Here is a 13,347-nt window from a genome sequence, read left to right on the forward strand (position 1 = left end):
AGTATGAAAAATAAAATAATAATATTTATTGCATTAGGCATAACAGCTTTGTTTCCCATGTCTTCTTGTTCTGACTATTTGGATAAAGAGCCGGATGATCAATTGACATTGGAATCTGTATTTGAGAATAAGAACAATATGGAACGTTGGTTGGCATATATTTATAGCTTAGTTCCTAAATTTTATACATATGATGGTGCTGATGCTGTTTCTGATGAATTAGCGCCTTCTGTAGGATGGGAGTCTCAGGGATTTAAAGCCATTTTCTACCAGAACGGAAACTGGACAGCGAATAGTGGAGGAGTAATTAGCTATTGGACAACTTTCCCAAGGGCTATTCGCTCGGCATATACTTTTATAAAATATGCCCATGCAATTGCGGATGTTTCGGAAAAAGAGGTTAATTATATGAAGGCTGAATGTCGCTTCCTTATTGCACAATTTCATGCGATGATGGTCATGACTTATGGGGCTATTCCTATTATTCGTGAAGCTGCTGAAGAAACTACAGGAGAAAGCTTGTTGTTAAAACAAGAGCCTTTTTATACAGTAGTAGATTGGGCTGCAAATGAAATGCTTGAGGCTTCAAAAGAATTACCTCCGTTCTATGATGATGACAATAAATATGGTCGTATAACTTCTCTTACCTGTTTGGCTATACGTGCTCGCCTGCTTACTTTTGCCGCTAGCGATTTGGTTAATGGGAATCAGGATACTGACATGGTAAATATGAAGAATTGTGATGGTACGCCAATTTTTAATCCTGAACATGATTCAAATCGTTGGAGACAAGCTGTTGAAGCTAATAAGTTGGTGATTGATGAAGCCGAGAAATCGGGTCATAAGTTACATATTGAATATTTGAGTAATGGTGAAGATATCGACCCGTTCCTTTCTTATCAGAATGCATTGATGCTCCGTCGTAATCAAGGTAATTTAGAGATAATATATCCTAGGTCTTATGATGATGCAGGTTATTTCGATCGTCAGGCAAATCCGCGTAGTATGGGTGGAGCTGGTGCTATTGGGGTTACTCAGTCATTGGTTGATGCTTTCTTTATGAGGAATGGATTGATTCCTATTACCGGATATACGAATGACGGTGGAAGTCCTATTATAAATGAGGTTTCAGGATATAGCGAAAATGGATACTCAACGGCAGATGAATCTTTTAATACAAGATGGATGTATGGTACAGCGAAAGGAGATGCTGCAAAGGATCAGAATGTGATTGTACCGGCTAATACATATAAAATGTATTGTGGACGTGAACCCCGTTTCTATATATCAGTCTTATACAATGAAGAATATCATTGGGGCAAGAAGAAAGCTACAAACTTCTTTAATGGTGGTGAGGATGGAGGTCCCTCTCATGATTCACCATGTGCTGGTTATTTAATTCGTAAGCGTGTCGATCCTTCTGCAATTCCCACCGAAAGTAGTGGTAATTATAAGAATCGTCAAGGATGTTTGTACCGTTTGGCTGAAGCTTATCTGAGTTATGCTGAGTCTTTGAATGAATATAGTATTGATATGGGGACATATGATTCTAATAAGAAGGAAATATTGAAATATATCAATAAAATCCGTGAGAGAGCAGGTATTCCTCAGTATAGTGAAGGTACGGAAGCTGGAAAGATAACAGCACCGACCGATCCGAAAGAGATGCGTCAGTTAATTCGTAGAGAGAGACGAGTGGAAATGAATTGTGAAGCAGGATTACGTTTTGATGATTTACGCCGTTGGAAGGAAGCTGAAACTGCATTGAACGGAAAATTTTGGGGAATGAACATGCTGGCAAAGAAGGAGGATAGGGATTCTTATTATAAGCGTACTGTTTACCAAACAAGAAAGTTCATCAGTTATTGGTGGCCTATACCTCAAGATGAGATGGATGTGAATATAAACTTGAGACAATTGCCGGGATGGTGGAAATAATGTTTTACCTTAAAAACAATAATTATGAGTAAAATAGGATCATTATATAAGTGGTTGCCGATAGCAGCTGTAATATGCTTGAGCGCATGTAATGATGATGACAAGAATAATAATCAATCGGATGTTACAGAATGTCTGGAACTGATCGCTTCGACTACGGATATAGAATTGGATGGAGACAGGCTGGATGATGTAGTGTTGACTTTTGACTGGACTCCGGCACGGGAAATGCCGGAAGAATATATGGTTTCCTATGTGACGAAAATAGATATTGAAGGAAGTAATTTTAATTCTTGTGTGCGTAATGACGAAGAAGAAGGTGTGTTTAGTAAAAGTTACACAACAGCAGAATTACAGAATTTGTTGACAGAGAAATGGGGGCAATCCAGTAATAAATCTGCAACGATTCAATTTCGTGTCATAGCTAAATGGGACGGTGGAACTCGTTGGGTAAAACCGGAAGTCCGTACGGTATCAGTAAATGTTCGACCATATAAACCGATTGTTTTCGATGCAGATAGAGTTTACCTTGATGGAACAGCAATGACCGGAGGAAGAATAACGATGAGTAAGACTATAGAGAATGAATATCAATATGCTTTCTTGGGTGATTTGAGGCAAGGAGAATTGGAGATTCCTGTAGAATTTGAAGGGGAAACTAATTATATCTGTCCGGCAGATGGAGAAGGTACTTTGCAAGATGGCGAACAAGAAAATGTTGTGATGAGAGCAGAACCTATTGCATGGAATATTCCAAAAGATGGTGAATATCGTATTGTAGTTAATATGGAGAAAAAGACCGTGACGATTAATTCTCCTGATAAACCGTTAGAACCTGTAATTGTAGAATGGACTGGTAATGCTGGAGAATATAAAGATCAGGTTGTTCAAACTACTGTTACGAAGTTATATGCTTATGGAGGTATGAATGGTTGGAGCAATACCTGTACTACAATTCTTACACCTAGCCAGGCAGATCCGTTGATATTCGTGTATAAAGGGGCAGCATTGAAGTCCGGTACAATCAAGTTTGTGGTATATGCGGCAGGTGATGCTAATACTACTAAGGCTTATGCATATAGCTGTCCGTTGACAAGTAGCGGAACTGCACAAACGTTACCAATAACTATTGGTTCTAATATGCAGTTGATGGGAGGTGATGGAGCTCAGCGTAATGCTTATTATAACTTAACGACTGCAGGTATCAATTTTATAGTCGTTAATTTACGAACTATGGAAGTGCGTTTTGATAAAAAATAGTAAGTATTTGTGATTAATGACATATTGATTATTGCCGTATCGGAATAGCGATTTAGATACAAAAGGAATCTCTTGATAGATACGGCAATAGTTTTTAATTAAATAAGATTGGAATATATGAAAATAGAGAAGATGCTATCGGTTGTAAGACTATGGGGGCTGGTTTGTTTACTTTCTTGTTCGGGGACTTTGTCTGCTTGTTCAGGTGGTGATGATGAAGTAAATGACGAGGGCGATAAAGGGCTTCCTGCCGGGAATGTAACAGTCAAAGTTGCTGGAGATAAAAAGACAGTTCTTCGTAATCCGTTAAACGGATGGGTGATGTATATGGGACGTGGTTGGGATGAGAACTTTTGGACCACCGAGGGATACGATAATATGAAAGTGCCGGAATTGGCAAAATCGGTCAAGGTTTCTGACTATGCAAGTACTTGTTATATTCGTACTAGTTGGAGTTCTTTAAATCCGAGCGAAGGTGTTTATATTTGGAACGATCCGAATGCCCGATTGACGAAATTGTTGAAAAGTGCATTGGATAGAAATATGCGATTGTCTTTTCGTATAGTTGTGGATGGGCGTGATCAAGGCTTGAATACTCCCCAATATGTGTTTGATGCAGGAGCTGCATCTTATGCGGATCCTAATGGAAATAATGGAGAAAGCCGTAAATCGCCTTATCCTGACGACGAGATATTTCAGCAGAAATATGCTGCTTTTATTGAAGCGTTTGCCAAAGAATTTGATGATCCGGATAAGGTGGATTTTATTGATGCCTATGGATTAGGTAAGTGGGGAGAAGCACATACTATGATTTATAAAGATTATGCGAATAAGGAAAAAGTTTTTGAATGGATTACAAGCTTGTATTCGCGTTGTTTTAAGAAAGTTCCTTTGGTCATCAATTATCATAGATTAGTAGGTGCCAATAATACTTCAGGTTGGGGTGCGGTAGCCTCGGATACAGAAAAGCTTTTAAGTAGTGCAATAAATAAGGGATATAGTCTACGTCATGATGCTTTTGGTATGACGGGTTATTATCAGGATTGGGAAAAGCAGTATGCTGAAAGATGGAATTATAAACGTCCTATAATAATGGAAGGTGGTTGGATTACTGGAGGAACGCACCGTTATTGGATTGACCCGAGTGGAAAATATAGAGAAGGTCATCCGGAAGATGTTCGTCAGGGGGAATTTGACGCTTCTGCTGAAGCACATGTAAATATGATGGATTTTCGTGTGGGAGATGAAACAAATTCATGGTTTACCAAATGCTTTTCTTTGGTACAGCGTTTTGTTACCGAAGGAGGATATCGTTTATATCCCGATATGATTTCTTTGCCGAAAGATGCGACAAGTGGGCAGAAGGTGTCAATTGTTCATCGTTGGAATAATATGGGATGGGGATATTGCCCTACGAATATACCGCAGTGGAATCAAAAGTATAAAGTTGCGTTTGCATTGTTGGACAATAATGATAAAGTGGTAAAAGTATTTGTTGATGAGCAAACAGACTTGTCTACATGGCTAAAAGGAAAACCGACTACATATAACTTCGATTTAACAATGAAAGGGGTTTCTGTTGGAGTTTACAACTGGGCTGTAGGACTTGTTGATACAACCAAGGATAATGAGATTGGTTTGCAAATGGCTGTAACAAAGAATCTGACAGATTCTGGTTGGGTGAAATTGCTGCAAGTCACTGTAAAGTGATTTATTGAATAATTTCATTTATTTCCTGCATTTGATTGGACGGAGTAGTAACTAAAATTAATTATTATGAAGACTTTATTTTGGAAAAGCAAATCACTATGGAGTGGTTTACTTCTATTATATATATTCCTGTCGTTTGGAAATGTATTTACATCATGCTCAGATGATGAAAAACCTTATCCTTATTTGAACAATAAGTGGATGATAGTAGCCTCAGAACAGGTAACTGTAATGACTGGCGAAGAAACCAATGTGAATATTACATTTAGCTCAGATGAAGAACGTGAATTGGAGTATGTTTGTACTTCTTCTAATCCTGATGTGGCTACAGTTACTCAGAACTATGATAGAAGTATTACTATAGCGGGTATTTCTTCCGGAAAGGCTTCTATCAAGATAGAATGTCCGGGAGAAACAAAACGTCTTTCAGCTTCTATTTCCGTGACGGTTAATCAAAGTCCGACAAGAATATTGGCAATAGGTAATAGCTTTTCTCAGGATGCGGTAGAACAATATTTGTACGACCTGGCTCAGGCGGCTGGTATTGAAGTTGTCATTGGGAATATGTATATAGGTGGATGTGATTTGGACAAACATCTGAATAATATGAAAGGTGATAATGCAGCTTATGAATATAGAAAGGTTAAAGATGGAAAGAAGGTGAATAAAGGTAATTATCGCTTGTCTGATGCCTTGATTGATGAAAAATGGGATTACATTAGTTTGCAGCAGGCAAGCGGGAAGTCGGGTAAGTATGAAACTTACGCCGCACTAGCGGATTTGATAGCTGAAGTACAGACATTTCGTCCAAAAGCAAAGTTGATGTGGCATCAGACATGGGCTTACGCTTCTTCGTCAACACATGAAAGTTTTCCGGATTATAATAGGGATCAGATGACTATGTATAATGCGATTGTGTCGGCGGCCAACCAAGCAATGCAAGATAATACAGAACTCAATATATTGATTCCTTCAGGAACTGCTATTCAGAATGGACGTACTTCTTTCTTGGGAGATTCCTTCAATAGGGATGGTTATCATTTGGAAGTAACTTATGGTCGCTATACGGCGGCATGCACTTGGTTTGAGGCTATTTTTAGGCAAACGGTAGTTGGAAATTCATATGCGCCTCAAACTATTGATCCGCAAATAGTCAAGATTGCTCAAAATGCGGCGCATCTGGCAGTAGTGAAACCGGATGCAGTTACTGATATGGTTGATTTTGTAAAACCGGAAACTATATCGGGTGGGTTGAAAACACCTATTTATTAGGACAGATTTAGATAGCGCAAGGTCATCGGATTGATGGCCTTGTTTTCCTATAAATTGGGATGATTATGAAATAAAATAAGTTCTATCCCGTTTCTGCCTATCAGGAGATTACTGGCTTTTTCGCGTGGGAATGTATCTTCCATATGACCAGTAGAAATTGGATTAATAGAATAATAACTAACCGACATAAACGTAATGAGAAGAAAAACATTAATTTTCGGTTTATGCCTGTTCGGAGTAGCATATACTCTTTCGGCAAAAGATAAGAAGAGTGTCCCTATATATAAGGATGCTAAAGTACCAATTGAAGAACGAGTCGATGATTTGCTGACACGTATGACTCTGGAAGAAAAAATTCTGCAACTGAACCAATATACCATGGGGCGGAATAACAATGTGAATAATATAGGAGAAGAGGTTAAGAAAGTGCCGGCAGAAATCGGTTCATTGATTTATTACGATACGAACCCTTCTTTGCGTAATAATGTGCAAAAGAAGGCTATGGAAGAGTCTCGTTTGGGCATTCCTATTATTTTTGGTTACGATGCCATTCACGGATTCCGTACTATATATCCTATTTCTTTGGGGCAGGCTTGTTCATGGAATCCTGAACTGGTAGAGAAAGCATGCGCCGTTACTGCGCAAGAAGCCCGTATGTCGGGAGTGGACTGGACGTTCTCACCGATGATTGACGTGGCGCGTGACCCTCGTTGGGGACGTGTGGCCGAAGGATACGGTGAAGACCCGTATGCGAATGGAGTATTTGCCGCTGCTTCGGTGCGTGGTTATCAGGGAGATGATATGTCGTCCGAAGACCGTATAGCTGCTTGCCTGAAACATTATATTGGTTATGGTGCTTCAGAAGCTGGACGTGATTATGTTTATACTGAAATCTCTGCGCAAACTCTTTGGGATACCTATCTGCCGCCTTATGAGATGGGAGTGAAGGCAGGGGCAGCTACTCTTATGAGCTCTTTTAATGACATTAGTGGAATTCCCGGATCAGCCAATCGCTATACGATGACGGAGATTCTGAAAGAACGTTGGGGACATGATGGGTTTATCGTTTCCGATTGGGGAGCAATCGAGCAACTGAAAAATCAGGGATTGGCAGCTAGCAAGAAAGAAGCGGCAGTGTATGCTTTTAATGCCGGTCTTGAGATGGATATGATGTCTCATGCTTACGATCGCCATATGAAAGAGCTCGTTGAAGAAGGAAAAATAACAATGGCTCAGATTGATGAATCAGTACGTCGTGTCTTGCGGGTCAAATTCCGTTTAGGCTTGTTTGAGCGCCCTTATACTCCGACTACAACTGAGAAGGAACGTTTTTTTCGTCCGCAGAGTATGGATATCGCAGCCCAGCTTGCGGCAGAATCTATGGTATTGCTGAAAAACGAGAACGGGTTACTGCCGTTGGTAAATAAAAAGAAGATTGCCGTAATAGGACCTATGGCAAAAAATGGTTGGGATTTGTTAGGCTCTTGGTGCGGCCATGGGAAAGATACGGATGTAGCAATGCTTTATAATGGATTGGTAACTGAGTTTGCAGGAAAAGCTGAACTGCGTTATGCATTAGGTTGCAACACACAAGGAAATAATCGCAAAGGTTTTGAAGAGGCATTGGAAGCGGCCCGTTGGTCTGACGTAGTTGTTCTTTGTCTGGGCGAGATGATGACTTGGAGTGGTGAGAATGCTTCCCGTTCCTCTATTGCATTGCCTCAGATTCAGGAAGAACTGGCAAAAGAATTGAAGAAAGCCGGTAAACCAGTCGTATTGATATTGGTGAACGGACGCCCGTTAGAGTTGAACCGGTTAGAACCTATTTCTGATGCTATATTAGAAATTTGGCAGCCGGGTGTGAATGGTGCGGTTCCAATGGCGGGAATATTGTCAGGGCGTATTAACCCTTCCGGCAAACTTGCCATGACTTTCCCTTATTCGACAGGACAGATTCCTATTTATTATAACCGTCGTAAGAGCGGTCGCGGACATCAGGGCTTCTATAAGGACATTACAAGTGACCCGTTGTATCCGTTCGGTCACGGACTGAGCTATACAGAATTCAAGTATGGCACTGTTACTCCTTCTGTTACGACAGTCAAACGTGATGGAAGTCTTTCAGTAGAAGTTTCTGTCTCGAATACGGGAAAACGTGATGGCTTGGAAACGGTACATTGGTTTATCTCCGACCCTTATTGTTCTATTACTCGTCCGGTGAAAGAATTGAAACATTTTGAGAAGCAACTAATCAAGGCTGGTGAAACGAAAGTATTTCGTTTTGATGTTGACTTGGAACGTGATTTTGGTTTTGTTGATGGGAACGGTAAACGATTTCTAGAAACCGGAGAATATTATATTCTGGTAAAAGACCAGAAAGTAAAGATAGAGCTGGTAGACTAAAATCCGGTAATGGGAAAAATAAGGAGATGCCTTTAAAGGCTACGGCTTAGTTATAATACTGAATGATAAACAAATAAATATATAATGAAAAAAACACTTTTATTGGGAGTGTCTCTGTTATGTTCCGTTTTTATAATGGCAACAGAGATTCCTTTTCAAAAAGCAGAAATAAAGTCTATCATGCGAAAGGTTGCGGATTGGCAGATTGCCAATCCACATCCCGCTCCTGAACATGACGACTTGAACTGGCCGCAAGGCGCTCTTTATGTCGGCATGGTGGATTGGGCGGAATTAGTTGAAAAAGAAGACGGTGATGATACCTATTATAAGTGGCTTACCCGTATAGGCCGGCGAAATTGTTGGCAGCCGGACAAACGGTTTTATCATGCTGATGACATCGCTGTTTCACAGTCCTTTTTGGATTTATACCGCAAGTACAAAGACGAAGCAATGATTATCCCTACGCTTGCCCGTACGGAATGGATTGTCAATCATCCGTCCGAAGGCAGTTTCAAACTAGTGGAGGGCGATTTAAAGACCTTGGAACGCTGGACTTGGTGTGACGCTCTCTTTATGGCTCCCCCTGTATATGCCAAGCTGTATATGCTGACCGGAGAGAAAAAGTATATCAAATTTATGAATCGTGAATATAAGGCGACTTATGATTACCTGTTCGATAAAGAAGAAAACCTGTTCTACCGTGACTGGCGTTATTTTGATAAGCGTGAAGCCAATGGCAAGAAAGTCTTTTGGGGACGTGGCAACGGTTGGGTGCTTGGCGGCTTGGTTGAAATATTAAAGGAACTGCCCAAGAAAGACAGGAACCGTCAATTTTATGAAGAATTGTTTGTAAAACTGGCTACACGTGTTGCCGGATTGCAGCATCCGGACGGTTTCTGGCATGCCAGTCTCTTGGACCCTGCCTCTTATCCGTCACCGGAAACGAGTTGTACTACTTTCATTGTCTATTCCATTGCTTATGGAATAAACGAAGGTTTATTGGATAAGGAAATTTATCTTCCAGTGTTGATAAAAGGCTGGAATGCATTAGTCTCGGCTGTGGAACCGAATGGGAAACTGGGTTATGTGCAGCAAATCGGTGCCGACCCGAAAAAAGTGACTCGTGACATGACGGAAGTTTATGGAGTTGGTGCTTTTTTGATGGCAGGCAATGAAATTTACAAAATGGCGAGATAATCAGTTCCCTTATAGAGAGGATGCCAAAAATAGAATACCTGCTTTATACAGTTCCGATTGTAACTGTTGAGTATAGAAGGGCTATATCAAACTTCGTTTCAAAGTAATGATATGGCTCCTTCTGTTATTGATAAAGAAAGTTAATATTATATAGCTCCACCTATATAACATACAAGAATTCTGCGCCTGTAAATATATAAAATAGTAATCTAATTAAATGGAAGACTTGGAAAGAGAACTTTTGTTGATTTCCAAAGGGGATGAACTGGCTTTTAACAGTTTCATGAACCGATATTCAAAGAGGTTATACTATCATGCCTTTGGTATTCTTAGTAATAAGGAAATGGCTGAAGAAGTGGTAGGCGATGTTTTCTTTGAAGTGTGGAAACTACGTAAGACGCTTTTGGAAATAGCCAGCATGTTGAGTTGGTTGAATACGATTGTATATCGTAAGTCAATCTCTTATTTGCGCAAGGAGGCAAAGGGTAATCAAGAGATATCTTTTGAGGAACTTCAAGATTTCTCTTTTCCTGATATGCAAACTCCAATGGATGATATGCTTTCGCATGAAGAACTCCAATGCTTGAATGAAGCAATCAATAGTTTGCCGCCCAAGTGCAAGCATGTATTCTTTTTGGCTAAATTGGAACAAATGCCTTATGCGGAAATTGCGCGTATGTTGCAAATCTCGCTTCCTACTGTGAATTACCATATAGGATATGCTATGAATGCTTTGAGAAAGAGACTTGTGGACGGGTGATTTATAAAAAAATAGCATTAAAAGAAAAAAAATAGAATTTCAACCTATAGATAAATCTAACCTTTGCGTCTTTATAAATAGAAGGGAACTTCTCATGAGAGGATTATAAAAGGGAAAAAGATATTGAAAGGATAAAAAGAATTGAAGATGGATAAAGATATTAATGATTATACATATGGGGATTTGCCGGGCGACATCAAATTGAAGTCGTTTGTAGAACACAGTGCCCCAGCCGAGATAGATATCTCCGGCATTAAGAAAAAAGCCTTTTTGAAAATGCATCAACATGAACGTAAAACCAGGCAGCGACGCGTTCTGATGTATATCGGCTCAGTAGCTGCTACGCTGCTTTTTTTAATAGGTATAAAATATATAGTTACAGAAGATGCAATGGGCGGTCTGTCCCACATGGAAGTTACGGAATTGATGGCTGACGCATATGATGAAGAAGTGGAAGTGCCTGTCGGTGAAAAGATGACGCTGATGTTAGCCGATGGCACAAAGATCGTAGCCAACTCGCGTACGATTGTCCGCTATCCCAAACGTTTTGATGGCGAGTGCCGTGAGGTATACGTGAAAGGTGAGGCCTACTTCGATGTGGCACACGATGCAGAGCATCCGTTTCTGGTTCATTCCGATAATTTTAGAGTGAAGGTACTTGGGACAAGATTTAATGTGAACAATTACGATACTTCGGATTCGCAAGTGGTGTTGGTTCAAGGAGCGGTAGAACTGAAAACGACAAACAATGACCGGGTTCGTATGAAGCCGAATGAATTGGTGAATTTGCAGGAGGGAAGCTTTGCCGAGAAACGGACAGTGAATACGGACGAATACACTTGTTGGATGCAGGGTATGATTAACCTTGATGGTGAAAGTGTGGAGTCGGTAGCTCAACGGCTTAGTCATTATTATGGAGTGACTATTTTGTTTGACGATGGGATGTCGGCAGATAAAATTTATGGCAAATTAATGCTGGGTGATCATGTCAGTGAAGCCTTGCAAGCCATTGAAACCATGACGCGGACTCGTATGGAAATTCGTGGTGATACAATCTACTTAGTGAAGAAGTAACTGCTTTTGTAGTCAGTTGCTACTGAATGAAATAATTACATAAGAACTTATTATCAACCAATTTATAATGCCTTCATAGCAAGGTAGAGGAAACTTATACGCCTTCTCGTAAGGAGAAGCTATGCTTTATTAATACCAGTGAAAAATATGAAAAGATACACTTTGTTACGCACATTTATGCTTTTTATAGCAGCTCTGATACTCTGTGGATGGTCTTCGGCACATACACAAGTATCTATAACTAAAGGACTAAAAGCGCCCGAACAAACAGTATGTTTTGAGCCTGATACTACCTCTGTACTCAAAAATCCCCTTACGGGCTGGGTGATGTACCTGGGACGTGCATGGGATGAAAACTTTTGGCAGACCCAACGCTATGATGCTATGCCTGTAAATGGTGGGGATTCCACTGTTCGTGTGAGCGATTACGCCGGTACATGTTATATTCGAATCAATTGGAACATGCTTGAGAATAAGGAGGGAAAGTATGTATGGAACGATCCGGACTCACGTATCTATAAATTGCTTGCTTCGGTGCGCGAACGTGGTATGCGTTTGGCCTTCCGTATCAATGTAGACAGCCGCGACCAAGGACAGAACACACCTCTTTATGTAAAGGAAGCCGGTGCGAAAGGTTTTCAAGATCCTAATAATTCCCAAATATGGTCGCCTTATCCCGACGATGCCGTATTCCAACAGAAATACGAAAAATTCCTTCAAGCCTTTGCCGTTGCTTTTGACGATCCTGATAAAGTGGATTTTATTGATGCCTATGGGCTTGGCAAATGGGGGGAAGCACACGGTGTGAAATATAATGATTACTCAAAAAAAGAAGAAGTATTTGAATGGATCACCGATGCCTATGCAAAAGCCTTCAAACGTGTGCCATTGGTGATAAACTACCATCGTCTGGTCGGAGATACCATCAGTTGGGCGGAACCACACCCTGATAGTAAGAGGCTGCTTGAAAGAGCCATTGCCAAAGGATACACCATCCGTCACGACGCTTTTGGGATGACCGGCTACTACGAGCAGTGGGAAAAAGATTTTGCCCGCGCTTACCGCTTTCGCTTGCCCATCATTATGGAGGGAGGATGGATCACCGGAGCACACCACCGTTACTGGATTGATCCCAGCGGCAAGTATCGTGAAGGTCATTCGGAGGATGTACGCTTAGGCGAGTACGAAGAAAGCCGCAACGCCCATGTCAATATGATGGATCTTCGCATTGGTGATGAAGTCGCTTCATGGTTTAATACCTCTTTCGATTTAGTAAAACGTTTCGAGCGTGAGGGAGGATACCGGCTCTACCCCACTGAGGTAAGTTTCGTAAATAAAGCCCGTTCAGGCGAACAGGTGAATGTACAACATAATTGGCGCAATCTGGGTTGGGGATACTGTCCTACCAATATTCCCCAATGGAAAGGAAAATATAAAGTCTGCATCGCTTTGATGGATACTCATCATAACATTGTGAAAAAACAGCTTGTAGATGAGGCCGACCTCTCAACTTGGGTGCAAGGCCATGATGGTCATTATACTACCACTATCAATTTGGATGGTCTTCAAAAGGGAAGCTATACCTGGCTTGTCGGTCTGGTTGATACAACCAAAGCATGCCAGCCGGGCTTGAAAATGGCGGTCGACAAGAATCTTCTGTTTGAGGGATGGTGCAAAGTCGGCAAACTTAAAATCAACAAGTAACCGGCAGATTACTCATAAATCGTTATGCA

General features: G+C 40.8%; 9 protein-coding genes. All 9 read left to right on the plus strand.

Features of this window, described 5'->3' with window-relative positions:
* Window positions 1-3 precede the first annotated feature (3 nt).
* Window positions 4-1,938: a RagB/SusD family nutrient uptake outer membrane protein gene (locus tag BQ7997_RS16200; RefSeq protein WP_073347228.1), complete on the plus strand. Its 1,935-nt coding sequence runs from the start codon at window positions 4-6 to the stop codon at window positions 1,936-1,938.
* A gap of 24 nt (window positions 1,939-1,962) precedes the next feature.
* Entirely contained in the window at window positions 1,963-3,198 is a 1,236-nt protein-coding gene (locus BQ7997_RS16205) for a SusE domain-containing protein (protein ID WP_073347229.1), read from the plus strand.
* Window positions 3,199-3,315: 117 nt separating this feature from the next.
* Window positions 3,316-4,908 (plus strand): DUF4832 domain-containing protein, encoded by a 1,593-nt coding sequence (locus BQ7997_RS16210; protein ID WP_073347478.1) that lies wholly within the window; start codon window positions 3,316-3,318, stop codon window positions 4,906-4,908.
* A 66-nt stretch (window positions 4,909-4,974) separates the two neighbouring features.
* Entirely contained in the window at window positions 4,975-6,180 is a 1,206-nt protein-coding gene (locus BQ7997_RS16215) for a DUF4886 domain-containing protein (protein WP_083589267.1), read from the plus strand.
* 195 nt (window positions 6,181-6,375) lie between these two features.
* Window positions 6,376-8,583 carry a glycoside hydrolase family 3 N-terminal domain-containing protein gene (locus BQ7997_RS16220; RefSeq protein WP_073347230.1) on the plus strand — a complete coding sequence of 736 codons (2,208 nt, stop codon included), beginning with the start codon at window positions 6,376-6,378 and terminating at the stop codon, window positions 8,581-8,583.
* Window positions 8,584-8,667: 84 nt separating this feature from the next.
* The gene (locus tag BQ7997_RS16225) at window positions 8,668-9,780 is read left to right on the plus strand and encodes a glycoside hydrolase family 88/105 protein (RefSeq protein WP_073347231.1); all 1,113 of its coding nucleotides are present in this window, start codon (window positions 8,668-8,670) and stop codon (window positions 9,778-9,780) included.
* Window positions 9,781-9,997: 217 nt separating this feature from the next.
* A complete protein-coding gene (locus BQ7997_RS16230) occupies window positions 9,998-10,540 on the plus strand; it encodes an RNA polymerase sigma factor (protein ID WP_022136872.1) in 543 nt (180 codons plus the stop codon).
* 147 nt (window positions 10,541-10,687) lie between these two features.
* A complete protein-coding gene (locus tag BQ7997_RS16235; protein ID WP_073347232.1) occupies window positions 10,688-11,614 on the plus strand; it encodes a FecR family protein in 927 nt (308 codons plus the stop codon).
* 147 nt (window positions 11,615-11,761) lie between these two features.
* Window positions 11,762-13,318: a DUF4832 domain-containing protein gene (locus BQ7997_RS16240; protein WP_073347233.1), complete on the plus strand. Its 1,557-nt coding sequence runs from the start codon at window positions 11,762-11,764 to the stop codon at window positions 13,316-13,318.
* Window positions 13,319-13,347: the final 29 nt, after the last annotated feature.

The organism is Bacteroides congonensis (assembly GCF_900130125.1).
Lineage (GTDB): Bacteria > Bacteroidota > Bacteroidia > Bacteroidales > Bacteroidaceae > Bacteroides > Bacteroides congonensis.